We start from the raw sequence: 26,990 nt of genomic DNA on the forward strand, positions 1-26,990 counted from the left end.
GATGCCAGAGATTCGCCGCTCGCCCCCTCCCCTCGGGAAGGTGATGCAGGCGCAGGAACGCTCCGCGCAGGAACGCTCCGCGCGGCCCCGCGATTCGAATGAGGACGAGGACGAGGACACACCATGACGCAGGACCACCACCACGACGACGGTCTCCGCTCGTCTCAGCCCCCGGGCATCGCGCGCCGCACCGCCGTCGCCGCCGCATGGACCACCCCGGTCGTCGCCGCCGCCGTCGCGGCTCCCGGCGCCACCGCGTCACCCGCACCGGTCGGCACCGGGACCTTCGCCGGCGTCATCCTGTCGAGGGTCTACCCCCGCAGCTTCCAGACCGGGGTCATCGTGAACGGGGACCGGACCGCCACCGGGCAGATCGTGCTCGCGGAGGACGTCGAGGTCAGGATCACGGTCGAACACGACGTCGAGTCCTGGGGGACCGGCGTCGTAGCCGAGGGACCCCGCTCCGGGCGCTTCCTGTTCCCCGCCGGATCGTACCCGGCCATCGAGAGCTACCCCTTCGGCACCACTCTCATCTGGGTCTCCTTCTCCTCCAGGCCCCCGGTGACACGCCTCAGTGCCAGTCCGACGGGCGCGTTCTCCGCGACGATCGCCATCGTGCGAGGGCCGGTCTTCCCGGGCCCGGATCCCTCCGCGACCCGAGGATGGGGTCTGCCGTCCGCCACCAGCACCATCGACGTCTGACCGGAGCTCCTCCGCTCCGAGCCGAGCCGAGGAGGACGTCCTCGGCGGCGAGCGCGTCGAGCCGATGGCGCGCTACTTCAGCAGGCGGGAGAGGACGCGGTCGGCCAGCGGCTTCCCGCCGGTCTGGCAGGTGGGGCAGTACTGCAGCGTCGAGTCGGAGTAGATCACCTGGCGGATCGTGTCGCCGCAGACCGGGCAGGCCTCGCCGGTGCGGCCGTGCACCCGCATCCCGAGCTTCTTCTCGCGCTTGAGATCGGCGGCGTGCAGCCCCTCGGCCCGGCCGAGCGCCTCCTCCAGGGTGTAGTGCAGCGCGGTGTACAGGCGGTCGAGCTCGTCCGGCGTGAGTGTCGCCGGCTTGAACGGCGACATCCGCGCGACGTGCAGGATCTCGTCGGAGTAGGCGTTGCCGATCCCGGCGATCCGGGACTGGTCGCGCAGCACGCCCTTGAGCTGGGCGCGGCCCGCGGTGGCGAGGATCGCGCCGAGGATCTCGCGGGTGAACTCCGGGTCGAGCGGATCGGGACCGAGCCTGGCCACGCCCGGCACGTCCCGCGGATCCTCGACGATCGAGATGGCGAGGCTCTTCTTCGTGCCGGCCTCGGTGATGTCGAAGCCGGAGCCGTCGTCGAGGATCAGGCGCGCGGCGAGCGGGCCACGGCCCGGCTTCACCGGCGCGGTCGGCCGCTCGGGACGCCAGCGCACCCAGCCCGCGCGGGCCAGGTGCAGCAGAACGTGCACGTCGCCGATCGCGAGATCGAGGAACTTGCCGTGCCGGCTCACCCCGTGCACCGTCTCCCCCGCGAGCGAGGACGGCGGGATCGCGACGGTCTTCAGCGCGGAGATCGCGAAGACGTCGAGGCGCTCGAGCACGCGGCCGCCGAGGCGCTCATCGAGGTCGCGGGCGAGCGCGTGCACTTCGGGGAGTTCGGGCATCCCCCTACTGTGCCGTGCCGAGGCGATCGGCGGCGACCTCAGGAGGAGCCGCCGATGGTCGCAGTAGAGGAGCACGGCGCACATCGGTATGTCGGATCCCGCCAGCGCACATCGGCCGCGCCACGGGTTCGTCGGTGCAGGCGCTCAGCCGTCAGGCTCTCGGTGGCCCGGCGCGCTCGCACCGCGCTGCAGACGACCCACGACGAGGAGCACCACGATGATCGGCCGCCACCACGACCACCCCGACCACATCTGTCGAGGCACGTCAGATCCGGACGGCTGCGAGAGCGGCGTCGACCGCAAGGCGTCGCCCCGAGTCGCGCGGCGCTCCTCAGCGGCGGTCGCCTCGACGAGCCCGGTGATCGCCACCGCCGCCGCACCCGGCGCCCCCGCGTCCGTCCCGCCGTCGAGCGCATCGTCGGGCCGCCACTCCGCCCGGGCAGCGACGCGGGAAGACTCCTCCGGAGACGCCGCGGACACCCGAGGATCCGACCTCACGGCGAGGAACACGACCGTCGAGGTCTGAGCGGTCCCTGCGGGCCCGCTCTCCGTGCGAGCGGGTCCGCGGCCGAGGAGACCGGCGCGCCCCTAGGCGTCGGCGTCGAAGCGGGTGGCCGCGACCTTGCGCAGGAACAGCTCGTGGAACCGGTAGTCGCCGGTGATCTCGGGGTGGAACGAGGTGCCCAGCAGGGCGCCCTGCTCGACGGCGACGACCCGGCCGTCGGCCAGGGCGGCGAGGGCGTGCGCCCGCTCCCCCAGCTCCTCGACGACGGGGGCGCGGATGAAGACCGCATGCATCGGCGGGTCGCCGATGCCGTCGATGTCGAGGTCGGTCTCGAAGGAGTCCAGCTGGTTGCCGAAGGCGTTCCGGCGGACCGTCACGTCCAGGCCGCCGAAGCTGCTCTGGCCGTCGATGCGGTCGAGCACGCGGTCGGCGAGCATGATCAGCCCGGCGCAGGTGCCGTAGACCGGCAGACCCGCCGCGATCGCGGCCTTCACCGGCTCGGCGAGGCCGAACAGGCGCGAGAGCTTGTCCATCACCGTGGACTCGCCGCCGGGGATCACGAGACCCGCGACGGAGTCGAGCTCGGCCGGGCGGCGCACCAGCACCACCTCGGCGCCGAGCTCGCGCAGCACGTGCGCGTGCTCGCGGAAGTCGCCCTGCAGGGCGAGGACGCCGACCCGGAGCCCCGCGAGGGACTCCCGGGTCTCGTCCTCGCCCGCGACGGGCGCGCTCTCGCTACCAGCCACGCTCGGAGAGCCGGTGCGGCGCGGGCACGTCGGCCACGTTGATGCCGACCATCGCCTCGCCGAGACCGCGGGACGCCTCGGCGACGACCTTCGCGTCGTCGAAGAACGTCGTCGCCTTGACGATCGCAGCGGCGCGCTTCGCGGGCTCGCCCGACTTGAAGACGCCGGAGCCGACGAAGACGCCGTCGGCACCGAGCTGCATCATCAGCGCGGCGTCGGCCGGGGTGGCGACACCGCCGGCGGTGAAGAGCACGACGGGGAGCTTTCCGGTCTGCGCGATCTCGGCGACCAGCTCGTAGGGCGCCTGCAGCTCCTTGGCGGCGACGTAGAGCTCGTCCTTCGTCAGCGACTTGAGGCGGTTCACCTCGGCGGAGATGGTGCGGATGTGCTTGGTGGCCTCGGAGACGTCGCCCGTGCCGGCCTCGCCCTTCGAGCGGATCATCGCCGCACCCTCGGTGATGCGGCGCAGGGCCTCGCCGAGGTTGGTGGCGCCGCAGACGAAGGGGACGGTGAACTTCCACTTGTCGATGTGGTTCACGTAGTCGGCCGGCGAGAGGACCTCGGACTCGTCGATGTAGTCGACGCCGAGCTCCTGGAGGATCTGCGCCTCGACGAAGTGGCCGATGCGGGCCTTGGCCATCACGGGGATGGAGACGGCGGCGACGATCCCGTCGATGAGGTCGGGGTCGCTCATCCGCGCGACGCCGCCCTGCGAGCGGATGTCGGCGGGGACGCGCTCGAGCGCCATCACGGCGACGGCTCCGGCGTCCTCGGCGATGCGCGCCTGCTCGGCGTTGACGACGTCCATGATGACGCCGCCCTTGAGCATCTCGGCGAGCCCGCGCTTGACGCGGCTCGAGCCGAACTGCTCCGAGGCGGAGGAGGACGTGGGGGTGGTGTCGGTCATGTTCGCGAGTCCTGTTCTGTGCGGCGACTTCCGCCGACGGCAGCGTCCAGTCTACGAGACGGGGCTGACCGACATCGGCGCTGGACATGCGGGCGGGGCGGGTCTCGAGACGCCGCTGCGCGGCCGGCAAGGAGGGCGGCATGAGGCGGTCCATGCTGATCGAGCAGCCCGCGGAGCGGGCGTATCGAGATCCACCGGCGTCGGGACTGGAGTCTGCAGACTCGGCCTGCTGACGACGGTGGGTCTCGATACGCCCCTGCGGGGCTACTCGACCAACATAGGCAGCAGCAGCGCAGCTGCCCGAGAAGGATGCGCAGCCGCTGCGCGGCTGCTCACTGCGGCTGCTCGACAGGCGTAGGGAGGCCCGGCTAGGGGCGGGGCCAGGCCGCGGCGAGGCTCGCGCGGACGTCGCCGAGGAGCTGGGGCAGGGCCTTGGTGCGGGCGATGATCGGGAAGAAGTTGGCGTCGGTCGCCCAGCGCGGCACGACGTGCTGGTGCAGGTGGGCGGCGATGCCGGCGCCGGCGACGGCGCCCTGGTTCATGCCGAGGTTGAAGCCGTCGTTGTTCGAGACCTCGCGGAGGACGCGCATCGCCGTCTGGGTGAGCGCGCCGATCTCGGCCACTTCCTCGGGAGTGGCCTCGTCGTAGAGCGGGATGTGCCGGTACGGGCAGACCAGGAGGTGGCCGGAGTTGTACGGGAAGAGGTTCAGCAGGACGAACGCGTGCTCGCCGCGCGCGACGATCAGCGCCTCCTCGTCGCTCAGCGTCGGCGCGACGCAGAACGGGCAGTCGTCGTCGCCGGGCTGGCCCTTCTGGATGTAGACCATCCGGTGCGGGGTCCACAGGCGCTGGAACTCGTCGGGGACGCCGGCGAGGTGCGCGGAGGACTCGGCACCCTCGGGGACGGCGTCGTCGAACGGCTCCGCCATCGCTAGACCTGAGCCTTGGTCGCGATGGCCTCGCGGATCCGGGCGACAGCGTCGGCGACGGGGATGCCGTTCTCCTGGGTGCCGTCGCGGAAGCGGAAGCTGACCGCTCCGGCGTCGCGGTCCTTCTCGCCGACGATCAGCTGGAACGGGACCTTCTGCAGGGTCGCGTTGCGGATCTTCTTCTGCATCCGGTCGCTGGAGTAGTCGATCTCGGCGCGGACGCCGGCCTTCTTCAGCTGACCGACGACGTCCTCGAGGTAGGGCAGGTACTCGTCGGCGATCGGGATGCCGACGACCTGCACCGGCGAGAGCCAGACCGGGAACGCTCCGGCGTAGTGCTCGGTGAGGATGGCGAAGAAGCGCTCGATCGAGCCGAAGAGGGCGCGGTGGATCATCACCGGGCGCTTCTTCGAGCCGTCGGAGGCGGTGTACTCGAGCTCGAAGCGCTCGGGCTGGTTGAAGTCGAGCTGGATCGTCGACATCTGCCAGGTGCGGCCGATGGCGTCGCGCGCCTGGACCGAGATCTTCGGGCCGTAGAACGCGGCTCCGCCCGGGTCGGGGACCAGCTCGAGGCCGGAGTCGACGGCGACGGCGCGCAGCGACTCGATCGCCGACTCCCACTGCTCGGGGTCGCCGACGAACTTCGGGTTGCCCTCCTCGTTGGTGGAGAGCTCGAGGTAGAAGTCGTCGAGGCCGTAGTCGCGCAGGACCTGGAGCACGAACTCGAGGTTGCGGGTCAGCTCGGCCGACACGTCCTCCTGCGTGACGTAGATGTGCGCGTCGTCCTGGGTCAGCCCGCGGACGCGGGTGAGGCCCTGCAGGGTGCCGCTCTTCTCGTAGCGGTAGACGGTGCCGAACTCGGCCAGGCGCAGCGGCAGCTCGCGGTAGCTGCGCCCGCGCGAGCGGAAGATCAGGTTGTGGAACGGGCAGTTCATGGGCTTCAGGTAGTAGTCCTGGCCCTGGCGGGTGACGGTGCCGTCCTCGTCCTGCAGCTCGTCGAGGTGCATCGGAGGGAACATGCCCTCGGCGTACCACTGCAGGTGGCCGCTGGTCATGAAGAGGTCGCCCTTGGTGATGTGCGGCGTGTAGACGAGCTCGTAGTCGTGGGCGAGCAGCTGCTCGCGCATGTACTGCTCGATCTCGTAGCGGATGATGCCGCCCTTGGGGTGGAAGACCGCGAGGCCGGAGCCGATCTCGTCCGGGAAGGAGAAGAGGTCGAGCTCGTGGCCGAGCTTGCGGTGGTCGCGGCGGGCGGCCTCCTCGAGGCGGGCCTGGTGCGCGCGCAGCTCGTCCTTCGTGGGCCACGCGGTGCCGTAGACGCGCTGCAGCTGCGGGTTCTTCTCAGAGCCGCGCCAGTAGGCCGCGGCGTTGCGGGTCAGCGCGTAGCCGTTGCCGATCATCCGGGTGTTGGGCAGGTGCGGGCCGCGGCAGAGGTCCTTCCAGACCGTCTCGCCGGTGCGGGGGTCGACGTTGTCGTAGATGGTGAGCTCGGCGCCGCCGACCTCGACCGACTCGCCGTCGGCGCCCGCGCCCTTGAGGCCGATCAGCTCGAGCTTGTACGGCTCGGCGGCCAGCTCGGCGCGCGCCTCGTCCTCGGTGACGACGCGGCGCACGAAGCGCTGGCCCTGGCGGATGATGCGGTCCATCGCCTTCTCGAGCGCCTTCATGGCCTCGGGCGTGAAGGGCTCGGTGACGTCGAAGTCGTAGTAGAAGCCGTCGGTGACGGGCGGGCCGATGCCGAGCTTCGCCTCCGGGTTGCTCTGCTGCACGGCCTGCGCGAGCACGTGCGCGGCGGAGTGGCGGAGGATGCTCAGGCCGTCGGGCGAGGAGATCAGGACGGGCTCGATGCTGTCGCCGGGGACGACGTCGGCGGCCAGGTCCTTCAGCTCGCCGTTGACGCGGATCGCGACCACCGCCCGGTCGGTGAAGTGCGTGAACCCCGTGCCGGCCTCGGTGACGACGGCGGCGTCGGCGGCGGGACGGGACGATTCGGGGACGTTCGACGATGCGTTCGACACGCGCGGGTGCTCCTCTGGGGCTGGGGGACCCCTCGACTTTAGTCGTCGGCGCGGCCGCCTCGACGCGGCGACGCGGCCCGGGAGGTGACCTCCCGGGCCGCGCAGGGATTCCCGCGCCCCGTCTCGATTCCTGGCGATCGGGGGCGGCAGTGCTCCCCTGGCACCGGGGCGCGACCCGATCGCACTCCCGGCACCGGGACGATTCTAGGAGGATCGCTGAGGAACGCCCGAGAGAAGATCGAGGATGTCACTCCCCGTGCGACCCCCTTACTGGGGCCACGCACTGGGTTGCCAGGACCGCTATGTTCGGCTGAGAACCACCCGACCACCGGGAACGGAGCGCACGAACCCTGTCGTGCCGCGCCGCCCCGACGCGAGGCCCTGCCTCGACCGATCTGCTCATCCTGGGAGCACGACGGTCACAGCGGTGCCGACGTGGCGACGATGCATCGCGGCCCCGAAACCGCGACGTCCTCCGAGCCCGCCCTGCAGTACCCCCCTTCCCTGTAAACCCGAAATGCAGGTTGATCCTTTGTATGCACCACTGGTGCGCGCCTTCAGCGCGCCCACACGGCTCCCTCCCTCCTCGAGACCCCGTCGCCTCCCCCCGGCGACCCGGCATACGAGCGGCGGTGAGAGCAGGAGACCGCGGTGACCGCCGTCTCCACCGCGGCCCCGACTCCTCAGCGCGATCCGCGCGCCCTCGTCCTCGTTCCGGCACCGCCGGCGGAGGCCTCGAGCTGGCGACGCCGATTCTCGCGGAGGGTCCTGGCCGCGGACGTCTTGGTCGTGCTCGGGGCCGTGTCGCTGGCCGCCGGCCTGCGCTCGACCGCCGAAGCGCGATCCGCCGAGGCGCGCTCGGCCGACCTCGTGGTCGCCGGCGTCCTCGGCGCCCTCTGGGTCTGCTCCGTCCTCCTCGCCCAGCGGCGCCTCGCGCACCGCATCGGAGCGGGAGCGGACGAGTTCCGCCGTCTGCTCTCGGCGACGGTCGCGACGTTCGGCCTCGCCTCCGTCGCCTCGGTCCTCACCCACGTCGACCTGCCGCGGGTGCACGTGCTGATCGCCCTGCCCGTCGGGCTCGGCGGGATGCTGGCGGCGCACGCCCTCAGCCGCGGGCACCTGGCCCGGGAGCGACGGGCCGGTCGTGCCCTGTCCCGGGTGATCGTCGTCGGCAGCGCCGGTGACGTGACGCACATCGTCACGCAGATCGACCGCCGGCGCGGCCGCGTCGAGTACGACGTCGTCGGCGTCGCGCTCTCGACCGGCGGTGAGCGCACGCTCCTCGCCGACCCGCGGCGCTCGATCACCGTCCGGGGCCGCTCGATCCCGGTCGTCGGAGCGATCGACACGATCGCCCAGGCGGTCGTCGAGCAGCGCGCCGACGCGGTGGTCGTGGCCGGTCAGGTGGACGGCGGCGACGCCTACCTCCGCCGGCTCTGCTGGGCGCTCGAGCCGTTCGCGGTCGAGCTGGTGCTCGCACCGGGGCTCAGCAGTGTCGCCGGACCGCGCATCCACTGGCGCCCGGTGGACGGTCTCCCGCTGATGCGGGTCGAGCCGCCGCGCTACTCCGGTCCGCGCCACGCGCTCAAGCGCGTGCTGGACGTGAGCGTCTCGGCCCTCGCGCTGCTGGTGCTCTCGCCGCTGCTGGCCGTGCTCGCGGTGATGATCCGGCGCGACAGCACCGGGCCCGCCCTGTTCCGGCAGCAGCGGGTCGGCCGCGCCGGGCACCTCTTCACCATGCTGAAGTTCCGCTCGATGAGCATCGACGCGGAGTCGCGGCTGGCGGAGCTGAGTGCGGCGAACGAGGGCTCCGGCCTGCTGTTCAAGCTGCGCGACGATCCGCGGGTGACCCCGCTCGGCCGCGTCCTGCGGCGGTACTCGCTCGACGAGCTGCCCCAGTTCTGGAACGTGCTGCGCGGCAGCATGAGCCTGGTCGGCCCTCGCCCGCCGCTGCTCAGCGAGGTGGAGCGCTACGACGACGTCGTGAACCGCCGTCTCTACATCAAGCCCGGCATCACCGGCCTCTGGCAGACCGGCGGCCGCTCCGAGCTCGACTGGGAGGACGGGATCCGACTCGACCTCTACTACGTCGAGAACTGGTCGCTGGCCGGCGACCTGCTCATCCTCTGGCGGACCCTGCGCGTGATGCTGCGCCCGGTCGGCGCGTACTGACGCACGACCCCGCTCCCCTCCTTCCTCTCCTCTCCCCTCCGGCGCTCTCCCCGCCGTCCCCTCCCTCGGCGCGCCCTGACGCGCCGTCCCCACCCGTCCGCGCGCTCCTTCTCCCTGGTCGGAGCGCCCGGTCCCCTCGGCGTGCCCGCATGCCGCCCTCCTCACCCGAAGGAACCCGCCATGACCACCACCATCCCCTCCCGGAGGCTCCGCGTCGCGCTCGTCGGCGCCGGCTACTGGGGCCCGAACCTCGCCCGGAACTTCTCCGCCAGCGCCGACTGGGACCTGGTCGCGATCTGCGACCTCGACCCGGTCCGCGCGGAGGCCGTCTCCCGCGCCAACGGCTCCGTGCCGGTGCTGCGCTCGCTCTCGGACGTCCTCGACCTGCCGGGACTCGACGCCATCGCCATCGCCACGCCGGCGCGCACCCACCACGCGATCGCCATGGCGGCGATCGCCGCGGGGCTGCACGTGCTGGTGGAGAAGCCGCTCGCCGACTCGAGCGTGCTCGGGATCGACATGGTGAACGCCGCCGAGCGCGCGGGCGTCGTGCTGATGGCCGACCACACCTACTGCTACACGCCCGCCGTGCTGAAGATGAAGGAGCTGATCGCCGCCGGCTCGCTCGGCGACGTGCTCTTCGTCGACGCGGTGCGGATCAACCTCGGTCTGATCCAGCCCGACGTCGACGTGTTCTGGGACCTCGCCCCGCACGACCTGTCGATCCTCGACTTCATCATCCCCGGAGGCCTGCGCCCCGGGAACGTGGCCGCCCAGGGCTCCGACCCGCTCGGCTCCGGCCGCGCCTGCGTCGGCTACCTGACCGTCCCGCTCGGCCAGGGCGCGATCGCCAACGTGCACGTGAACTGGCTCAGCCCGACCAAGATCCGCCGGATGGTGATCGGCGGCTCGCGGCGCACGCTGGTCTGGGACGACGTGAACCCGCAGCAGCGCCTCAGCGTCTTCGACCGCGGCGTCGACCTCGGCACCTCGCTCCGCGGCGGGACCTCCCGCCACGACGCGGCGATCTCCTACCGTCTCGGCGACACCTGGTCGCCCGCCCTGCCCGAGCGCGAGCCGCTCGCCGACATGGTCACGGAGTTCGCGACCTCGATCTCGGAGCGCCGCGCGCCCCGCACCGACGGCCGCGCCGCCCTGCGCGTCCTCAGCGTCCTGGAGCAGGTCAGCGACCGGCTGCTCGACGCCGGCCAGGTCAGCCGCACCACCGCTCCGGCGGTCCGCCTGGAGGAGGCGTCGTGGCTGAGCTGACCCCCTCCCCCGTCTCGCTCGAGGGCGCCGAGGTCCTGGTGACCGGCGGTGCCGGCACCATCGGCTCGACGATCGTCGACCGCCTCCTCGACACCGGCGTCAGCCGGGTCGACGTCCTCGACAACCTCGTCCGCGGGCGTCGGCAGAACCTCGAGCACGCGCTCGCGGACGGCCGGGTCCGGCTGATCGAGGGCGACATCCGCGACCGCGCGACGGTCGACTCGGTCGTCCGTGGCAAGGACGTCGTCTTCCACCAGGCGGCGATCCGGATCACCCAGTGCGCGGAGGACCCGCGCCTGGCCTTCGACGTCCTCGCCCAGGGCTCCTTCACCGTCTTCGAGGCGGCGGCGGCGCACGGCGTGGGCCGGGTGGTGGCCGCGTCCAGCGCCTCCGTCTACGGACTCGCGACGCAGTTCCCCACTCCCGAGAGCAACAACCCCTACGCCAACGACACGATCTACGGCGCGGCGAAGGCCTTCTCGGAGGGCATGCTCACCAGCTTCGGCGCGATGAACGGCCTGCGCTCGACGGCGCTGCGCTACTTCAACGTCTACGGACCGCGGATGGACGTGCACGGCCTCTACACCGAGGTGCTCGTGCGCTGGATGGAGCGGATCGAGGCGGGCGTCCCGCCGCTGATCATGGGCGACGGCGCGCAGACGATGGACTTCGTGCACGTGGACGACGTCGCGCGGGCCAACGTGGTCGCGGCGACGGCGGGCCGTGACGGCGCCTTCAACATCGGCACGGGGGTCGAGACCAGCCTGCTGGAGCTCGCCCGCACGCTGCTGCACGTCATGGAGTCCGACCTCGACGTCGTCTTCGCACCGGCGCGCTCGGTCAACGGCGTCACCCGCCGCCTGGCCGACACCCGGGCGGCGCGCGACGAGCTCGGCTTCGTCACCGCGTACGACCTGGAGAGCGGTCTGCGCTCCCTGGTCGAGTGGTGGCGCGCCGAGCGGCTGGACGCCCCCGTCCTGAGCGGAGCGACCCGATGAGCGCGGCGAGCACCGGCGCGGCGAGCACCGGGCGCATCGACGTGATGCGCCCCTGGCTGGGAACCGAGGAGAGCGACGCGCTCGCCGAGGTGATCGCCTCCGGCTGGATCGCGCAGGGCCCCCGGGTCGCGCGCTTCGAGGCGGCCTTCGCCGAGGCGATGGGCGTCGGCCACGCGGTCGCGCTGTCCAGCTGCACCACGGCCCTCCACCTCGGGCTCGTGGTCGGCGGCGTGAGCGCCGGGGACGACGTCGTGGTCCCCTCCTTCTCCTTCATCGCGACCGCCAACGCGGTCGTGCACGCCGGCGGCCGGCCCGTCTTCGCCGACGTCGACCCGGTCACGGGCAACGTCACCGCGGAGACGATCGCCGCGGCGCTGACCCCGGCCACCCGCGCGGTGATCGCGGTCGACCAGGGCGGCGTGCCCGTCGACCTCGAGCCGATCCGCGCGCTCTGCGACCCGCTCGGGATCCTCGTGCTCGAGGACGCCGCCTGCGGCGCGGGCTCTCGGTACCGCGGCCGCTCCGTCGGCGCCGGCGCGGCGCTGACGGCCTGGTCGTTCCACCCGCGCAAGCTCCTCACCACGGGTGAGGGCGGGATGCTCACGACGGACGACGCGGACCTCGCGGCCCGCGCCCGCCGCCTCCGCGAGCACTCGATGTCCGTCTCCGCGGCGGACCGGCACGGCAGCGTGCTCGCGGCGCCGGAGCACTACGACGAGGTCGGCTTCAACTTCCGGATGACCGATCTGCAGGCCGCCCTCGGCCTCGTGCAGCTCGGCCGGCTGCCGGCGCTGATCGAGCGCCGCCGGGCGCTCGCGGCCCGGTACGCGGCGGCCTTCGCCGACGTCCCGGGCCTGCGCACGGTGACCGACCCGGAGCACGGCACGAGCAACTTCCAGTCGTTCTGGATCGAGGTCGGCGACGACTACCCGCTCGAGCGCGACGGCCTGATGGCCGAGCTCGCCTCCCGCGACGTCTCCGCCCGCCGCGGCATCATGGCGGCCCACCGCCAGCCGCCGTACCGCGCCCACCCGAACGCGGACCGACTGCCCGTCACCGAGCGACTGACCGACCGGACGCTGATCCTGCCGCTCTTCCACGCCCTCACCGAGCAGGACCAGGACCGGGTGATCGAGGCCGTTCTGGCCCCGTCGCGCCTGGCCCGCGAGCACGAGACGGCGGTCCTCCGTGCGTGAGCTGATCCTGGTCGGCGCGAGCGGACTGGCGCGGGAGACCCTCGCCCTCCTCTCCGTGAGCGGCAGCCACCGCGTCATCGGCGTGGTCGACGACGGCGCCGCGCGCTGGGGCACCGAGATCTCGGGAGTCCCCGTGATCGGCGGCCTCGACGCGATCGCCGAGCACCCCCGCGCCGAGATCGCCGTCTGCGTCGGCCACGGCAGCGGCCGGGCGCGCATCGTCGACCGCCTCCGCGCGCTCGGCGTGCACGACCACCGCTACGCCCGGATCGTGCACCCGGCCATCCACGTGCCCGACGACTGCCGGATCGGCGCGGGGAGCATCCTGCTCGCCGGCGTCGTGCTGACCGCCGACGTGGCGATCGGCCGGCACGTCGTGGCCATGCCGAACGTGACCCTCACCCACGGCGACCGCATCGGCTCGTTCGCCACCCTCTGCGCCGGGGTCACCCTCGGCGGCGGGGTGCGGGTGGGCGAGGAGGCGTACCTGGGCATGGGCGCCTCCGTCCGCGAGCGCTCGCGGATCGGCCGCCGGGCGACGCTCGGCATGGGCGCGGTGCTGCTGCGCGATCAGCCGGCCGGCGAGACCTGGCTCGGCGTGCCCGCGGCTCCGCGGATCGAGCCCGACGCCGTCCGGCGCGCGGACAGCACCCTCGAAGGAGCGTCCGCATGAGCGCCGTCCGCGGGCACCGGTCGCCGGTGCTCCCCCTCTCCGGCCCGGCGCCGCTCGTCTCGGTCGTGATCGCGGCCGTCGACGGCGCATCTCCCCTCGCCGCGCTGGCGAGCGTCCTCGCGCAGCGCGGCGTCCGGCTGGACGTCGTCGTCGTGACGGACGCGGATCCGGTCGTCGACGACGAGCGCGTGCGCGTGCTCGAGGTGCCCGCCGGCCTCGGCGCGATCGCCGCCCGCAACGCCGGGCTCGCGCTCGTCCGCGGCGAGTCCGTGCTGGTGCTGCCGAGCACCGACGCGTTCACCGCCGGGGCGCTCGAGCGGGCGGCGGCCCTGCTGGCCGCGCACCCGTGGGTGGGCGCCGTGCACGGCGACGCCGAGATCTCGGTCCGGCCCGCGACCGCGGGCACCGGGCGCGTGGAGTGGACGCTGTGGAGCGGGGCCGACTGGATCGAGCGCACGAGCCGGCACGGCTCCGACCTCCTGGTCGACCACGCCGTGCTGGTCCGCCGCTCCCTCGCCGACGCGCTCGGCGGCTACGCCGAGGACCTCCCCCGCACCGCCGACCTCGACTACGGGCTGCGGCTCGCGGCGCTCGGCGGGATCGGCCGGATCAGTGGCGTCGTCCAGACCCGCTGCCACCCGCAGCCGAGCAGCGACCCGCTGGCGGAGCTGCGCGAGCGCCGCGGCACCATCGAGCACTTCTTCACCAGCGCCGGGCACGACTCCTCCGGCCGCCGGGCGCAGGGCGGGGACCGCCGCGCGAACGCCGGCCGCGCCCTCGCCCACGAGGCGATGGGCCGGGCGCTGCGCAGCCGCGCCTCGGCACGCCCCGAGGATCAGGCCGAGGGCGCCCGCTTCGCCTCGATCGCCGCCGAGTGCTGGCCGGCGGTCGTCGACACGGCCGAGTGGCGGCGCTTCGTCCGCGCCGGCGAGCGCGCGCGGAGGCCGCTCTCGTGACCGCCGTCGAGTCCCCTCCGGTCTCCGCGGGCCGGAGCCGCATCGCGTCGGCCCTGGGCTGGAGCGCGCTCAGCACGATCGCGCTCCGGCTCGGCAGCCTCGCCCTGGGCGTCGTGCTGGCCCGGCTGCTCGCGCCCGAGGCGTTCGGCGTCTACGCGCTCGCGCTCACCGTGCAGTCGGTGCTGATGGCGCTGTCCGACTTCGGACTCAGCACCGATCTGATCCGCTCGAGCGAGCCCGAGCGGCGCGCGCCGACCGTGGCCGTGCTCGGCCTGGTCCTCGGCGGGACTCTCGGCGCGGCGATGGCGGCCTCGGCGCCGATGATCGCCGCGGCGACGGGCTCGCCCGAGACGGCCGGCGTGCTGGCGGTCCTCGCGATCACCCTGCCGCTGGCCGGGGCCGGAGTGGTCCCCTACGCCGCGCTGCAGCGCCGCTTCGCCCAGCGGCCGCTCTTCCTGATCGCCGCCGTCGACTTCGTCGTCTCCACCGCGATCACCCTCGCGCTGCTCGCCGCCGGCACCGGGGTGCTGGCGCTCGCCGTCGCCCGCGTCGTGGCGCAGACCTGCACGATGGTGCTGCTCTTCGTCGCCGCCCGCGAGCGGCCGCGCCTGGGCTGGGACCGCTCGATCGCCCCCTCCGCGCTGCGCTTCGGCCTGCCGGTGGCGATCGCCAACCTGATCTCCTGGGGCGTGCTCGGCACCGACAAGGTCGTGATCGCCGGGCTGATCGATCCGGTGGCGCTGGGCTACTACGTCCTCGCGTTCAACATCTCGACCTGGCCGATGACCGCGGTGGGCCAGGTGGTCCGCTCCGTCGCTCTGCCCGCGTTCTCCCGCGCGCACGAGGACGGCCGCCCCCTGCCCGTCGCCGCGGCGACCGGGCTGACCTGGGCGCTCGCCGCTCCGCTCGGCGCGCTTCTCGCCGCCCTGGCCGCCCCGCTCGTGCACGTCGTCTACGGCGAGCGCTGGGCTCCCGCCGCGGCGGCGCTGGGACTGCTCGGCGTCGTCGGCGCGCTGCGGGTGGTCGCCGATCTCTTCAGCTCGGCGGCACTCGCGAAGGGCGGCTCCGGTCGCGTCGCGATCGTGCAGGGCGTCTGGTTCGCGGCGCTCACGCTCGCGCTCGTCCCGGCGGTGCTGGGCGGCGGCTTCGTCGGCGCGGCCTGGGCGCAGATCGGGGTGGCCGCGCTCGTGGTCGGTCCCGTCTTCGCCTGGCTGCTGCGCTCGATCGACGTCGACCTGCGCGCCGTCGGCCGCTCCCTGCTGCCGCCGGCGCTCGCAGCGGCGGCCGCGGCCGGTGCCGCGCTGCTCGTCCCGATCGGCCTCGCCGCCGTCGGCCTCGACGCCGACTGGCTCGCCCTCCTCGGGGGCGGCGCGATAGGCGGCGTCCTCTACCTCCTCCTCCTGCGGACCTGGCTGCTGCGCCGGGTCCGCGAGCTCACCTCCGACCGAAGGAACCCGTCATGACCACCGAGCCGATCGTCCCGCTCGCCGATCTGCACCTCCAGCACCTCGTCGTCGCCGACGTGATCCGGGAGGGCTTCGACCGCGTGCTCGCGGACTCGTCGTTCGTCCGCGGTCCGGACGTGTCCCGTTTCGAGGAGGAGTTCGCCGCGTACTGCGACGTGCGGCACACCATCGGCGTCGGCAATGGGACGGACGCGCTCGAGCTCGCCCTCCTGGCGCTCGACCTCGCGCCCGGCGACGAGGTGCTCGTCCCCGCGAACACGTTCGTGGCGACCGCCGAGGCCGTCGTGCGCGCCGGCGCCCGCCCGGTGTTCGTCGACTGCGACGACGACTACCTGATCGACGTCGACTCGGCCGCGGAGGCCGTCACTCCCCGCACCCGCGCGGTGATGGCCGTGCACCTCTACGGGCAGTGCGCCCCGGTGGAGCGGCTCTCCGCCGCCCTCGGCGACGGCGTGCCGATCGTCGAGGACGCCGCTCAGGCCCAGGGCGCGCGGCGCTTCGGCGCCCGCGCGGGCTCGCTCGGCGCCATCGCCGGCACCAGCTTCTACCCGGGCAAGAACCTCGGCGCCTACGGCGACGCGGGCGGAGTGATGACCGACGACGACGAGCTCGCCGCGGCCGTCCGCCGCCTCGGCAACCACGGCGGCCTCAGCGCCTACCGGCACGACGTCGTCGGCACGAACTCGCGGCTCGACTCGCTGCAGGCGGTCGTGCTGAGCGCGAAGCTCGCGCACCTGGACGAGTGGAACCAGCAGCGCCGCGACGCCGCCGCGCGCTACGCCGAGCTCCTCGACGGCGTCGACGGGCTGGTCCTCCCCCGCACCGCGCCGGGCAACGAGCACGTGCACCACCTCTACGTCGTGCGCACCCCGGAGCGGGAGCGCCTGCGCGCCGCGCTCGCGGAAGCGGGCGTCGCGACCGGCGTGCACTACCCGACCCCGGTGCACCTGCTGGCCCCGTTCCTCCCCGCCTCCGGCCGCCCGCGCTCGCTGCCGCGCGCCGAGGCGTTCGCCGGGCAGCTGCTGACGCTGCCGCTGTTCCCCGGCATCACCGCGGCGCAGCAGGAGTACGTGGCGGAGTCGCTGATCGCCGCGCTGCGGAGCACGACCTCCGCCGCCCCGAGCCCGGCGGGGGTGCTGTCGTGACGACCGCCGTCGCCGCGGGGACCCGGCGCGGTCGCACGGTGCCGGTCGAGGACGTCGACACCTCCGACGCCACCGTCTCGGTCCTCATCCCGCTGCACGACTACGCGCAGTTCCTCCCCGCCGCCGCGGCGAGCGCCCTCGGCCAGACGGGCGTCCGCGTGCAGCTGGTGATCGTCGACGACCGCTCCACCGACGACTCGCTCGCGGTGGCCCGCTCGATCGCGGCCGGCGACGACCGCGTCCTGGTGCTGGCGAACCCGCGGAACCTCGGCCCCGTCGGCAGCGTGCTCGCCGCGCTGGCCGTGGCGACCGGCGAGTTCTCCTGGTACCTCGACGCCGACGACGTGATCGCCCCGGGCGCCCTGGCCCGCGCGGTCGCCGTCGCCCGCGCGCACCCGTCGGTCGGGCTGGTCTACGGCCACCCCGTGCACTTCCCGGACGGGTCGGTGCTGCCGACCGCGCGGACGACTCCGACGTCGTGGCTGCTCTGGTCCGGCGGCGACTGGCTGCACGAGCGCTGCCGCACCGGGCTCAACGTGATCACCTCGCCCGAGGTGCTCGTGCGCCGGTCCGTCCTCGACCGGGTCGGCTGGCCCCGGCCGCTGCCGCACACCTACGACATGGAGCTCTGGCTGCGCCTCTCGGCCGCGTCCGACGTCGCCTACATCCAGGGCGTCGACCAGGCCTGGCACCGCGAGCACGCGGGCAGCCGCTCGGACACCGTGACGCCGCTGCACGACCTGCGCGAGCGCCTGCTCGCCTTCGAGACCTTCTTCGCCGATCCCGGCGGACCGCTCGACCGGCGCGACGAGCTCGAGCACCTCGCCCGGCGGGCCCTCGCCCGCGACGCCCTCGTCAAGGGCGCGCAGCGCTTCGACAGCGGCGGCGCCACCGCGGCGGACCTCGAGGAGCACCTCGGCTTCGCGCACCAGGTCTACGGCGACGCGGCCCGGCTGCCCGAGTGGGAGCGCCTGCAGTCGCGGCTGCTGAGCGCGCCGAGCGACCGCTTCTCCCCGCGCTTCCTGCTGGAGCGGGTGCTGCGGCGCCTGCGCACCGACCGGTCCTGGCGCCGCTGGCACCGCGAGGGGAGCTTCTGATGCGCGCCTCCCGCGTCCCCCGCGAGCTCGTCCGGCGCCTGCGCAGCACCGGCGGCCGCGATCTGCTGCAGCGCGCCGTCCGCTCGCTCGGCGACCGCGTCGGCGTCCGCGAGCTCGACATGCCGCTGCTCCCCGGCGACATCGCCGACTCCGGTCTCCTCCACCTGCCCGGCGCCCCTGTCCGCGCCGAGGGCCCCGCATCGATCGGCTGGATCTGCACCCCGCCCGACCGCGGCTCCGGCGGCCACACCACCCTGTTCCGGATGGTGCAGGCCCTGGTCGAGCGCGGCCACCGCTGCACGCTCTTCCTCTACGACCGGCACGGGGCCGACTTCGAGACCCGCGCCGCGATCATCCGGGCCGGCTGGCCGTGGCTCGACGTGGACATCCGCAGCGCCGACGACGGCGTCACCGGCGTCGACGCGGCCGTGGCGACCTCCTGGGAGACCGCGCACGTGCTCGCCACCCGCGGAACGGCGCCGATGGCCCGGCTGTACTTCGTGCAGGACTACGAGCCGTTCTTCCACCCGCGCGGGACCCTCGCGGCCCTGGCGGAGGACAGCTACCGGTTCGGCTTCCGCACCATCGCCCTCGGCGAGATGGTGCGCTCGCACCTCGACGCGCTCGGCGTCGCGAGCGACCTCGCGCCGTTCGGCTGCGACACCGCGACCTACACGCTGGACAACCTCGACGGCGAGCGCTCCGGCGTGGTGTTCTACGCCAAGCCCGCCGCCGACCGGCGCGGCTACCTGCTCGGCCGGCGGGCGCTCGCGCTCTTCCACGCCGAGCACCCCGAGGTGCCGATCCACGTCTACGGCACGGCGCCCGGAGCGTGGGACGTGCCGGTGATCGAGCACGGCACCCTCGCGCCGAGCGAGCTCGCCGCGCTCTACAACCGCTGCTCGGCCGGCATCGCGCTCTCCTTCACCAACATCTCGCTGGTGGCGGAGGAGCTGCTCGCCTGCGGCGCCGTCGCCGTGGTGAACGACGCCGTCGACGCCCGCGCGGACCTGCCGCACCCCGGCGCGAGCTGGGCCCGCCCGACTCCGGCGGGCATCGCGGAGGCGCTCGGCCGCGCGGTCGACGCCGCCCGTCCCGGCCGCGAGGTCGCCACCGGCGTCCGGCACGGCTGGGGCGTCGCCCAGGAGGTCGTCGAGCGCGTCGTCCTCGACGAGCTCGCCCGGACGACCCTCGCCGGCCCGGCACGCACCGCGGCCGCGGCCCCCGCCCCCGCACTCGTCCCCTCACTCGCCCCCGCTCGATCGGAGAGCTGACCCATGACCCTCGAAACCCACCGCCGGGTCGTCCTCGGCGGCAGCCCCGTCGATCTCGCCCGGCACGAGGAGGCGGTCCGCACCATCGCGGACCGCGCCGCCGCCCTGCACGACGCGCCGCTGGGCGTCCTCTCCGTGAACGTCGACCACGTCAACCACTTCGGCCACGGCGGACGCTGGCAGCACGTGCTCGAGCGCCGCGCCCTGCCGGTCGCCGAGGCGCCGACCCTCGTCCTGGTCCCCGTGGCCGAGGGCGAGACCGAGTGGACCGACGCGCCGCTGGACGTCCCGGCCCGCCCGGTCGAGTGGCTCTCGCTCATCGACGGCAGCCCGATCGCCAAGCAGGCCGAGCGCCTCACCGGCGTCTCCTGGCCGCGCCTGGCCGGCAGCGACCTGATCGGGCCGCTGCTGGACCGCGCCGCGACCGACGGCGTGCGCGTCGGCGTGCTCGGCGGCTCCGAGGTGGCGCAGTCGCGGCTGCGCGCCCGCCTGTCCGAGGAGCGGCCCGACCTGGTGATGGCCGGACTCTGGTCGCCCTCCCGGGCCGAGCTCGCCGACCCCGCCGCCAACGCCGCGCTGGTCGAGTCGATCCGCGGCGCGCGGGTCGACCTGCTCATCGTCGGACTCGGCAAGCCCCGCCAGGAGCTCTGGATCGACGAGCACGGCCCGCGGACCGGCGCGCACGTGCTGCTGGCCTTCGGCGCGGCCGTCGACTTCCTCGGCGGCTCCGTCCGCCGCGCGCCGCAGTGGGTCGCCGACCGCGGCGTGGAGTGGCTCTGGCGCCTCGCCCTCGAGCCGCGCCGCCTCGCGCGCCGCTATCTCGTCGAGGGGCCGCTCGCCTACGCGAGCCTGCGCCGGCACAGCTCGACCACCCCGCAGCGCGGCCCCGTGCTCGGCAGGGCCGCGCAGCCCGCCGCGCCGTCCCCCGTGCTGCCCGTGGTCCTGCCCGGCGGGAGCGCCCGCTTCGTCGGAGCCGGCGAGCGCGCCGACGTCGCCGCCCTCGTCGTCAGCTACCGCTCGGCCGCGACGATGGAGCGCCTGCTGACGAGCCTGCGCGCGGAGGCCGCGACCGGCGTCCGGATCCGCGTGGTCGTCGTCGACAACGCCTCCGACGACGGCTCGCTCGCCCTCGCGGCAGCGCACTCCGACGTCGTCGCCGTCGACGCGGGGGCCAACGTCGGCTACGCCGCCGCGATCAACATCGCCCGGCGGCACGCGGGCGACGCGGGTGCGCTGCTCGTGCTGAACCCCGATCTGGTCGTGCTGCCCGGCGCCGTCTCGACGCTGCTGGCGCGGATGGACTCCTCCTCCGCGGGCATCGTCGTGCCGCTCCTGCTCGACGCCGCGGGCGCCCCGTCGCGCTCGCTCCGCCGCGAGCCGACCCGGCTGCGCGCCCTCGGCGACGCACTGCTCGGCGACAAGGTCCTCGACCGCCCCGCGTTCTCCAGCGAGACCGACAGCGACCCGGAGAGCTACCGGCACGCCCACCGGATCGACTGGGCGACCGGCGCCGCGATGCTGATCGACGCGCTGGTCGCCGCCCGCCTCGGCGACTGGGACGAGCGGTTCTTCCTCTACTCCGAGGAGACGGACTACTTCCGCCGCGCCCGCGACCTCGGCGCCGAGGCCTGGTTCGAGCCCGCCGCGCGGGTCGTGCACGACGGCGGCGGCTCCGGCTCCTCCACCGCCCTCGCCGCGCTGCTCGCCGTGAACCGGGTGCGCTACGTGCAGAAGTTCCACGGCGCGCTGTACTCGAGCACCTTCCGTCTCGTCGTGCTGGCGGCGGAGTCGGCCCGCAGCGCCCTCCCCGGCGCCCGAGGCCGCGAGCACCGGCACGCGGCCCTCGCGCTCGCGGTCGGTGCCCGGCTCGCCTCGCTCCCCTCCGGCGCGCTCGCCCGCCCGCTCGCCGCACCGCACCCGAGCGGCTCGGTCGTCGTCCCCGCGCACGACGAGGAGGCGGTGATCGCCCGCACCCTGGCGCCGCTGGCCGCCGCCGCTGCGAGCGGCGCCCTCGAGGTGATCGTCGTCTGCAACGCCTGCACCGACGCCACCGCCGAGATCGCGCGCGGCTTCGCCGGCGTCACCGTGGTCGAGATCGCCGAGGCGTCCAAGACCGCGGCCCTCAACGCGGGCGACGCGGTGGCCGCCACCTGGCCGCGCCTCTACCTCGACGCGGACGTCGGTGTCACGGCGGACGCGGTCTGGAACGTCTTCGACGCGGTCACCCGCGGCGGGCTGCTCGCCGCCCGGCCGACGGCGGTCTACGACGCGACCGGAGCCGACCCGCTGGTCCGCGCCTACTACCGCGCCCGCTCGCGCACGGCCTCGCTGCACACCGCGCTCTGGGGGGCCGGCGGCTACGCCGTCAGCGGCCCGGGGCACGAGCGGATCGGGACCTTCCCCGCGCTGATCGCCGACGACGAGTTCGTCGACGGCCGGTTCTCCGTCGCCGAGCGCGCCGTCGTCGCCACCGCCCCCGCGGTGGTGCAGGTGCCCCGGAGCGCGACCAGCCTGCTCGGCGTCCTGCGCCGCACCCAGCGCGGCAGCGCGCAGCTGGCGGCGGCGACCCCCGGCGGCGAGCGCCGCTCGTCCCGCACCGCCGTTCAGGTGCTGCGGGCCGCCCAGGGTCCGCTCGAGCTCGCCGACGCCGCCGTCTACCTCTGCTTCGCCCTCGCCAGCCGGCTGCCGGAGCGGCAGGCGGCGGGCTGGACCCGCGACGAGACCACCCGCCGGGCCTCCTCCGCGCAGTCGGGGGCCTGACCCGTGGCCGTGATGATCGAGCGGACCGGGCCCCCGACGCTGCTGCGCCTGGTCGCCTACGCGCTGTTCCTCTTCCCCGCGGATCAGGTGCTCGCTCCCCTGGGCGCGTCCGGCTCGGTCGCGATGGTGCTCGCACTGCTGCTCACCGGCGCGTGGGCGGCGTCGGCCCTGCTGGGGCTGCACGACCCGATCCCGATGCGCCACCCGGGGCGGGCCGCGCTCACCCTGCTGCTGCTCGTGAGCATCGCGTCCTACGTCCGCTACGCCGTGAACGACACCATCCCGCGCACCGGCGAGGGGCAGCTCAGCGCCGACCGCTGGCTGCTGCTGCTGCTCGCCTCCGCCGGGATCGCCCTGGTCACCACCCAGAGCGTGCGCACCCTCGAGGACGCGCGGGTGCTGCTCGGCTCGCTCGTGAACGCGGCGTCGCTCTGCGCGATCGTGGCGATCATCCAGTTCACCACCCACGTCGACCCGGTCGAGTGGATCCGGAGCGTCATGGTCGGCTTCGTCGACAACGGCGGCAGCACGCCGTTCCAGGACCGGGACGGGCTCACCCGGGTGGCGGGCACCACCTTCCACCCGATCGAGCTCGCGGTCGTCTCGGCGATGCTCCTGCCGCTCGCCGTCTGGCGGCTGCTGTACGACCGGACGTCTCCGCGGTTCCTCCGCGCCGCCTCCTGCGTGCTGCTGGTCGTCGCCCTGGCGCTGACGGTCTCGCGGTCGGGGGTGCTCTCCCTGGTGGTGGGCGCGGTGGTCTGCGCGGTCTTCCTGCCCGCCTACGCCCGGCGGTGGGGCTACGTGATCGCGCCCGTCGCCGTCGCGGCGTTCTTCGTGACCACGCCGGGTCTGCTCGGCACCCTCACCGGCTCGATCGGCGCGGGCACCAGCGACTCCTCGATCACCAACCGCCTCGACAACTACCCGCGCGTGGCGGCCCTCGTCGCGCACCAGCCCCTGCTGGGCACCGGCCCGGGCACCTACCTCCCGGACAGCGCCCTGCTCATCCTCGACAACCAGTACCTCGGCGCCGCCATCACGCTCGGCCTCCTCGGCGCCGTCGCGGTGCTCGCCTACTTCGGCGTCCCGGCCCTCTTCGGGCTGATCGCCGCCCAGTTCGCCCGGGACCCGCGCCTGCGCGCCCTGACCGGGAGCGTCGCCGCCTCCGCGACGGTCGCCGCGGTCGCCTCCGCCACCTTCGACTCACTGGGCTTCCCGGTGTTCGCCCTGCTGTACCCGTTCGTGCTCGGCCTGTCCGGGAGCTGCTGGCTCCTGGTCCGCGCCGAGCTCGGACTCCCCTCCGCCCTGAGCACGGACGCCTCCGTCCCCGCCCGCGGCGCGATCGAATCCGCCCCAGAAAGGCTGTCCTGATGGACCCCGTCTCCGTTCTCCGCACCCTCTGGCGCCACCGGCTCCTCGCCGGCGTCGTCCTCGTGCTCACCGTCGCCGCGATGGCGTACGTCCTCGTGCTCTCACCGCGCACCTACGCCTCGACCGCGACCTACGCGCTGGTCAATCCGAAGCTGCCCTCCACGGCGGAGCTGGAGGCCGACCCGGCCCTCGCCGCGCTGAACTCCGACAACCCGTACCTGCGCTCCTCGGACAACTCGCTCGCCGCCCAGGTGCTCGTCACCGTGATGAACAGCGACGACACCGCGGACGCGCTCGCCGCGCAGGGTCTCAGCACCCAGTTCGCCGTCGAGCGGTCGGCCTGGGCCGGCCAGGGGCTGCTGCTGAGCGTGACCGCCGACGCCCCGACGGCCGACGGCTCGCTCGCCACGACGACGGCGCTCGGCGACCGGCTCGTCGACACGCTGCGCAGCATGCAGACGATCAACGGCGCGGACGACCGCTACCTCTTCACCGCGCTCGAGGTGCAGACGCCCGGCAAGGCCGTCGAGCAGATCTCGGACCGGCTCCGTGCGGTGATCATGGTCGCCGTCGGCGGCGTGGTGCTGCTCTTCGGCGCGATCTCGATCGCCCGCGCCGTCGACGGCCGGCGCGCGGGACGACGGGGCGCCCCGGCCGGCGCCTCGACGGCGGCGGCACCGTCTCCGCGCCTCCCGATCGCCGCGCCGAGCGCGACGACCTCCGCGCACGACGCCCCGCCCGCCTTCCGCGCCGCCCCGCACGCCGGGCACAGCACCCCGCCCGCCCTGGTCCGGCACCGCGACCCCGTCCCCGAGCGGAGCGGGCTCACCTCGCACCGCAGCTGAGCGGGCCGCGGCGCCGGACGCCGTGCGGGCCGGGCCCGGTGCCGGGCAGGCCCGGGCCTCAGACCCGGCTCAGCACCCCGTCGCGCTCGACGTACTCCTCGCCGGTCTCCGGGCAGCGCCAGAGAGCGCCGTCCGGACCGTCACCGGCCGCCTCGAGTCGCGCACCGGCCCGCCCGACCCAGCCGACCCTCCGGGCGGGCACGCCGACCACGAGGGCGAAGGGCGGCACGTCGGCGGCCACCACGGCGCCGGCCGCGACCATCGCCCAGGCGCCGATCCGCACCGGAGCGACGCAGACGGCTCGGGCGCCGATCGCCGCGCCCTCCTCCACCACGACCCCGACGGCGTGCCAGTCGTCCGCCGACTTCAGCGCCCCGTCGGGAGTGACGGCGCGGGGCCGCAGGTCGTTGGTGAACACCACGGCGGGGCCGACGAACACCCCGTCGCCGAGCACGGCCGGCTCGTAGACGAGCGCGTGGTTCTGGATCTTGCAGCGGTCGCCGACCACGACGCCGGGGCCGAGGTAGGCGCCCCGGCCGATCACGCAGTCCCGGCCCACCCGGGCCCGCTCGCGCACCTGGGCCAGGTGCCAGACCAGCGTCCCGTCGCCGATCTCGGCGCGCGGATCGACGTCCGCCGACGCCTCGATGCGCGCCGGCCGCAGCGAGCGCCCGAAGCAGACCGAGTGCTCCGAGCCGAGGTAGGAGCCGAACAGCGGGATCGGCGCATAGCCCTGCCGGGTGTAGAACCGGATCGCGTCCGGCTGCAGCGTGCCCGTCTCCAGCACCAGGCGGACCGCCCCGCGCTCGCGAGCCCTGTCCTCCAGCGCGGCGAGCACGGCCCCGGCGACTCCGGAGCCGCGAGCGGCCCGGTCGACGAACATCCGCTTCACCTCGACGACGTCCGGCCCGAGCACCGAGTCCGGCAGCGGGCGCAGCCCGCCGCAGGCCACGGCCGCGCCGCCCTCGTCGACGGCGACGAGGAACACCGGCACGTCGTCGGCGGACGGCGGCGTCCCCGGCTCGTGGTCGTCCGAGCCGTAGCGCTCGTCCAGCTCGACCCGCTGCGCCGCCCGCAGGCTCTCGGCCCGGGGGTCCGCCCACTCGACCTCGACGATGCTCCAGCCCATGGCTCCTCCTCCGGCGACCGCGCGGCGAGCCCGCTCGACGGGTCCATCCTGCCCTGCGCCGCGGTCCCGCACCCCGCGGCGACCCGGCGGGACGGCGCTCCCGGTCCCGCCGCCCGGCCGCACTGCTCCGCGCCGCCGTCTTAGAATCAGCGCATGCCCGACGACTCCGCCCCTCTTCCCGCGCCCGGCTGGTACCCGCACCCCGCCGACCTCGGTGCCGAGCTCTACTGGGACGGAGCGGCCTGGACGGATCGCTCGCGCCCCGCCGCGCCGCCCGCTCCCGCCTACGGGACGCCCGAGCCCGAGCAGCCCGCCACGCCCGGCTACGGAGCCGCGCCCGGGTACGGAGCCGCTCCCGGCTACGGCGCCGCGCCGCAGTACCCGGTCACCCCGGGCTCCGGACCGGCCCCCGGCTACGGCCCGGCCGCCGGCTACGGCGCCGCCCCCGCACGCCGCAACTCCCTCGCGATCGCGAGCCTCGTCCTCGGCATCGCCAGCATCCTGATCAACCCGCTCCTCGTCCCGTCGATCCTCGCGATCGTCTTCGGCGTCCGCGGCCGGGCCGCCTCCGCGCAGCTCGGCGGCCGCGGCTTCGCCACCGCGGGCCTGATCACCGGTGTCATCGGCATCGTCTTCGGAGTGCTGTCCTTCCTGGCACGCGCCGCCGGGCTCTCCAGCTGACCGGCGTGACGCGGCGGAGCGCCCCCTGGCTCTTCGTCGTCGCCGTCGCCCTGGTCGCGCTGGTCCTCCGGGGCCCGATCGTGGCCGTGGCTCCCGTCATCGACGCGATCCGCGACGACCTCGCGCTCTCCTCCGGCCAGGCGGGCGTCCTCACCAGCATCCCGGTGCTCTGCTTCGCCCTGGCCACGCCGCTGGCCCTGCTCGTGATCCGCCGGGTCGGGCCGGACGCCGCGGTGACCGTCACCGTGCTCGGCGTCGCCCTCGGCACGATCCTGCGCTCGGCCGGCGACGTGGTCTCCGTCGTCGCCGGCACCATCCTCATCGGCGTCTTCATCACCATCGGCAACGTCGTGGTCCCCGTCGTCATCCGCCGCGACGTCGCACCCGAGCGCGTGGACCTCACGACCGGCGTCTACACCGCAGCGCTCAACATCGGCTCGACCATCACCTCGCTCGGCACCGCGCCGCTCGCACTCGTCCTCGGCTGGCGCGGCGCCCTGCTCGCCTGGCTGGTGCTCAACGTCCTGGCCGTCGCCGGCTGGCTGCTCGCCCGCGGACCCGCCCGGGCCCTCCGCCCCGCCCCGCGCCCGCCGGCCGCGCGCGGACCGCAGGAGCCGGCGCCCCGGATCTGGCGCAGCGCCACCGTGCTCGCGCTCGCGGTCTGCTTCGCCAGCCAGGCCTTCTCCTACTACGGCGTCACCGCCTGGCTGCCCTCGCTCCTGGTCGACCGCAACGGCTTCTCGATCGAGGCGGCCGGAGCGAGCTCCTCCGTCTTCCAGATCGCCGCGATCATCGGCGCGATCGGCGTCCCGCTGGTGGTGCGCCGGCTCCGGCCGCTCGGCAGCATCGTCCTGATCGGCGTGCTCTGGTGCACCGTCCCGCTCGGCCTGCTGCTCGCCCCGCAACTCTGGGCGCTCTGGTGCCTGCTCGGCGGCGCGGCGCAGGGCGGCGGGATCACCGTCGTCTTCGTCCTGCTCGTGCGCCTCTCCCGCTCCGACCGGCACGCCTCGCGGCTCTCCGCCACCGTGCAGGGCCTCGGCTACGCCGTCGCCGCCACCGCCCCGACCGTGGTCGGCCTCGCGCACGACGTCAGCGGCGGCTGGGACGCCCCGCTGTTGATCGTGCTCACCGCGACCTGCTCCTTCCTCGCCTTCGGGATCCTCGCCGCGAGCCGTCAGGGCCGCACCGCCTGAGGCACCGGCGCGGGAGCACGGCCGC

At 74.5% G+C, this 26,990-nt stretch carries 23 protein-coding genes and 1 pseudogene; 17 read left to right on the plus strand and 7 right to left on the minus strand.

The annotated features are described in order from the left end of the window. The first annotated feature begins 123 nt into the window (after positions 1-123). Positions 124-702: a hypothetical protein gene (locus EDF43_RS21760; protein WP_165909041.1), complete on the plus strand. Its 579-nt coding sequence runs from the start codon at positions 124-126 to the stop codon at positions 700-702. 72 nt (positions 703-774) lie between these two features. Here EDF43_RS21760 and EDF43_RS08630 read toward each other — a convergent pair whose 3' ends face one another. Next, positions 775-1,635 (minus strand): DNA-formamidopyrimidine glycosylase family protein, encoded by an 861-nt coding sequence (locus EDF43_RS08630; RefSeq protein WP_132436291.1) that lies wholly within the window; start codon positions 1,633-1,635, stop codon positions 775-777. A 217-nt stretch (positions 1,636-1,852) separates the two neighbouring features. On the opposite strand from EDF43_RS08630, the gene EDF43_RS08635 reads away from it, so the two are divergent. Beyond that, positions 1,853-2,161, plus strand: a complete 309-nt coding sequence (locus tag EDF43_RS08635) for a hypothetical protein (RefSeq protein WP_132436293.1) — start codon at positions 1,853-1,855, stop codon at positions 2,159-2,161. A gap of 62 nt (positions 2,162-2,223) precedes the next feature. On the opposite strand, the gene pdxT is transcribed toward EDF43_RS08635, so the two are convergent. The 4 genes from pdxT to thrS all read right to left on the minus strand — a co-directional run bounded on the left by pdxT (position 2,224) and on the right by thrS (position 6,635). Next, complete coding sequence (gene pdxT, locus EDF43_RS08640; RefSeq protein WP_132436295.1) at positions 2,224-2,886, minus strand: pyridoxal 5'-phosphate synthase glutaminase subunit PdxT; 663 nt, start codon at positions 2,884-2,886, stop codon at positions 2,224-2,226. Continuing rightward, on the minus strand, positions 2,876-3,793 hold the full coding sequence (gene pdxS / locus EDF43_RS08645) for a pyridoxal 5'-phosphate synthase lyase subunit PdxS (protein ID WP_123446185.1): 918 nt from the start codon (positions 3,791-3,793) through the stop codon (positions 2,876-2,878). The genes pdxT and pdxS overlap by 11 nt, the downstream gene beginning before the upstream one ends. 368 nt (positions 3,794-4,161) lie before the next feature. Continuing rightward, positions 4,162-4,722, minus strand: a complete 561-nt coding sequence (locus tag EDF43_RS08650; RefSeq protein ID WP_123733032.1) for an HIT domain-containing protein — start codon at positions 4,720-4,722, stop codon at positions 4,162-4,164. Positions 4,723-4,724: 2 nt separating this feature from the next. Beyond that, on the minus strand, positions 4,725-6,635 hold the full coding sequence (thrS, locus tag EDF43_RS08655; RefSeq protein ID WP_243646269.1) for a threonine--tRNA ligase: 1,911 nt from the start codon (positions 6,633-6,635) through the stop codon (positions 4,725-4,727). A 756-nt stretch (positions 6,636-7,391) separates the two neighbouring features. Between thrS and EDF43_RS08660 the strand changes: the two genes are divergently transcribed. The 13 genes from EDF43_RS08660 (at position 7,392) to EDF43_RS08720 (ending at position 23,962) form a co-directional block, all read left to right on the plus strand. Continuing rightward, positions 7,392-8,912 carry a sugar transferase gene (locus EDF43_RS08660; protein WP_123446182.1) on the plus strand — a complete coding sequence of 507 codons (1,521 nt, stop codon included), beginning with the start codon at positions 7,392-7,394 and terminating at the stop codon, positions 8,910-8,912. A 180-nt stretch (positions 8,913-9,092) separates the two neighbouring features. Further along, positions 9,093-10,181: a Gfo/Idh/MocA family oxidoreductase gene (locus tag EDF43_RS08665; RefSeq protein WP_123733029.1), complete on the plus strand. Its 1,089-nt coding sequence runs from the start codon at positions 9,093-9,095 to the stop codon at positions 10,179-10,181. Beyond that, the gene (locus EDF43_RS08670; RefSeq protein WP_243625855.1) at positions 10,169-11,179 is read left to right on the plus strand and encodes an NAD-dependent epimerase/dehydratase family protein; all 1,011 of its coding nucleotides are present in this window, start codon (positions 10,169-10,171) and stop codon (positions 11,177-11,179) included. The genes EDF43_RS08665 and EDF43_RS08670 overlap by 13 nt, the downstream gene beginning before the upstream one ends. Then, a complete protein-coding gene (locus tag EDF43_RS08675; RefSeq protein ID WP_132436299.1) occupies positions 11,176-12,375 on the plus strand; it encodes a DegT/DnrJ/EryC1/StrS family aminotransferase in 1,200 nt (399 codons plus the stop codon). Before EDF43_RS08670 ends, EDF43_RS08675 begins: the two co-directional genes overlap by 4 nt. Continuing rightward, complete coding sequence (locus tag EDF43_RS08680; RefSeq protein WP_123446179.1) at positions 12,368-13,048, plus strand: NeuD/PglB/VioB family sugar acetyltransferase; 681 nt, start codon at positions 12,368-12,370, stop codon at positions 13,046-13,048. Before EDF43_RS08675 ends, EDF43_RS08680 begins: the two co-directional genes overlap by 8 nt. After that, a complete protein-coding gene (locus EDF43_RS08685; protein ID WP_132436301.1) occupies positions 13,045-14,004 on the plus strand; it encodes a glycosyltransferase in 960 nt (319 codons plus the stop codon). The genes EDF43_RS08680 and EDF43_RS08685 overlap by 4 nt, the downstream gene beginning before the upstream one ends. Beyond that, positions 14,001-15,467: an oligosaccharide flippase family protein gene (locus EDF43_RS08690; RefSeq protein WP_165909058.1), complete on the plus strand. Its 1,467-nt coding sequence runs from the start codon at positions 14,001-14,003 to the stop codon at positions 15,465-15,467. Before EDF43_RS08685 ends, EDF43_RS08690 begins: the two co-directional genes overlap by 4 nt. Further along, on the plus strand, positions 15,464-16,615 hold the full coding sequence (locus tag EDF43_RS08695) for a DegT/DnrJ/EryC1/StrS family aminotransferase (RefSeq protein WP_132436305.1): 1,152 nt from the start codon (positions 15,464-15,466) through the stop codon (positions 16,613-16,615). Before EDF43_RS08690 ends, EDF43_RS08695 begins: the two co-directional genes overlap by 4 nt. Next, complete coding sequence (locus EDF43_RS08700; protein WP_132436307.1) at positions 16,612-17,712, plus strand: glycosyltransferase family A protein; 1,101 nt, start codon at positions 16,612-16,614, stop codon at positions 17,710-17,712. The genes EDF43_RS08695 and EDF43_RS08700 overlap by 4 nt, the downstream gene beginning before the upstream one ends. Then, complete coding sequence (locus EDF43_RS08705; protein WP_207901648.1) at positions 17,712-18,986, plus strand: glycosyltransferase family 1 protein; 1,275 nt, start codon at positions 17,712-17,714, stop codon at positions 18,984-18,986. The genes EDF43_RS08700 and EDF43_RS08705 overlap by 1 nt, the downstream gene beginning before the upstream one ends. 3 nt (positions 18,987-18,989) lie before the next feature. Then, on the plus strand, positions 18,990-21,746 hold the full coding sequence (locus tag EDF43_RS08710) for a WecB/TagA/CpsF family glycosyltransferase (protein ID WP_132436309.1): 2,757 nt from the start codon (positions 18,990-18,992) through the stop codon (positions 21,744-21,746). 12 nt (positions 21,747-21,758) lie between these two features. Next, the gene (locus EDF43_RS08715; protein WP_132436311.1) at positions 21,759-23,117 is read left to right on the plus strand and encodes an O-antigen ligase family protein; all 1,359 of its coding nucleotides are present in this window, start codon (positions 21,759-21,761) and stop codon (positions 23,115-23,117) included. After that, entirely contained in the window at positions 23,117-23,962 is an 846-nt protein-coding gene (locus EDF43_RS08720) for a chain-length determining protein (RefSeq protein WP_132436313.1), read from the plus strand. Before EDF43_RS08715 ends, EDF43_RS08720 begins: the two co-directional genes overlap by 1 nt. Before the next feature lie 58 nt (positions 23,963-24,020). Here the strand turns inward: EDF43_RS08720 and EDF43_RS21765 are convergent, their stop codons facing one another. Both EDF43_RS21765 and EDF43_RS22115 read right to left on the minus strand, forming a co-directional pair. Next, positions 24,021-24,626 (minus strand): acyltransferase, encoded by a 606-nt coding sequence (locus EDF43_RS21765; protein WP_165909064.1) that lies wholly within the window; start codon positions 24,624-24,626, stop codon positions 24,021-24,023. Between the two features lie 72 nt (positions 24,627-24,698). Continuing rightward, positions 24,699-25,091: pseudogene (locus EDF43_RS22115) on the minus strand (GNAT family N-acetyltransferase); the annotation flags it as partial. 153 nt (positions 25,092-25,244) lie between these two features. On the opposite strand from EDF43_RS22115, the gene EDF43_RS08730 reads away from it, so the two are divergent. After that, positions 25,245-25,772 (plus strand): DUF4190 domain-containing protein, encoded by a 528-nt coding sequence (locus tag EDF43_RS08730; RefSeq protein WP_132436317.1) that lies wholly within the window; start codon positions 25,245-25,247, stop codon positions 25,770-25,772. 5 nt (positions 25,773-25,777) lie between these two features. Continuing rightward, positions 25,778-26,965 (plus strand): MFS transporter, encoded by a 1,188-nt coding sequence (locus tag EDF43_RS08735; RefSeq protein ID WP_347812539.1) that lies wholly within the window; start codon positions 25,778-25,780, stop codon positions 26,963-26,965. The last annotated feature ends 25 nt before the right edge of the window (positions 26,966-26,990 follow it).

It is taken from the genome of Rathayibacter sp. PhB179, from assembly GCF_004345345.1.
Lineage (GTDB): Bacteria > Actinomycetota > Actinomycetes > Actinomycetales > Microbacteriaceae > Rathayibacter > Rathayibacter festucae.

Bases quoted from the DNA above. Each gene is read 5' to 3' on its own strand.
- EDF43_RS08705 (WP_207901648.1), top strand. From the start codon at position 17,712: ATGCGCGCCTCCCGCGTCCCCCGCGAGCTCGTCCGGCGCCTGCGCAGC.
- EDF43_RS08710 (WP_132436309.1), top strand. From the start codon at position 18,990: ATGACCCTCGAAACCCACCGCCGGGTCGTCCTCGGCGGCAGCCCCGTC.
- EDF43_RS08675 (WP_132436299.1), top strand. From the start codon at position 11,176: ATGAGCGCGGCGAGCACCGGCGCGGCGAGCACCGGGCGCATCGACGTG.
- EDF43_RS08650 (WP_123733032.1), bottom strand. From the start codon at position 4,722: ATGGCGGAGCCGTTCGACGACGCCGTCCCCGAGGGTGCCGAGTCCTCC.
- pdxS (WP_123446185.1), bottom strand. From the start codon at position 3,793: ATGACCGACACCACCCCCACGTCCTCCTCCGCCTCGGAGCAGTTCGGC.
- EDF43_RS21760 (WP_165909041.1), top strand. From the start codon at position 124: ATGACGCAGGACCACCACCACGACGACGGTCTCCGCTCGTCTCAGCCC.
- EDF43_RS08715 (WP_132436311.1), top strand. From the start codon at position 21,759: ATGATCGAGCGGACCGGGCCCCCGACGCTGCTGCGCCTGGTCGCCTAC.
- EDF43_RS08630 (WP_132436291.1), bottom strand. From the start codon at position 1,635: ATGCCCGAACTCCCCGAAGTGCACGCGCTCGCCCGCGACCTCGATGAG.
- EDF43_RS08635 (WP_132436293.1), top strand. From the start codon at position 1,853: ATGATCGGCCGCCACCACGACCACCCCGACCACATCTGTCGAGGCACG.
- EDF43_RS08730 (WP_132436317.1), top strand. From the start codon at position 25,245: ATGCCCGACGACTCCGCCCCTCTTCCCGCGCCCGGCTGGTACCCGCAC.
- EDF43_RS08665 (WP_123733029.1), top strand. From the start codon at position 9,093: ATGACCACCACCATCCCCTCCCGGAGGCTCCGCGTCGCGCTCGTCGGC.
- EDF43_RS08720 (WP_132436313.1), top strand. From the start codon at position 23,117: ATGGACCCCGTCTCCGTTCTCCGCACCCTCTGGCGCCACCGGCTCCTC.
- EDF43_RS08685 (WP_132436301.1), top strand. From the start codon at position 13,045: ATGAGCGCCGTCCGCGGGCACCGGTCGCCGGTGCTCCCCCTCTCCGGC.
- EDF43_RS08695 (WP_132436305.1), top strand. From the start codon at position 15,464: ATGACCACCGAGCCGATCGTCCCGCTCGCCGATCTGCACCTCCAGCAC.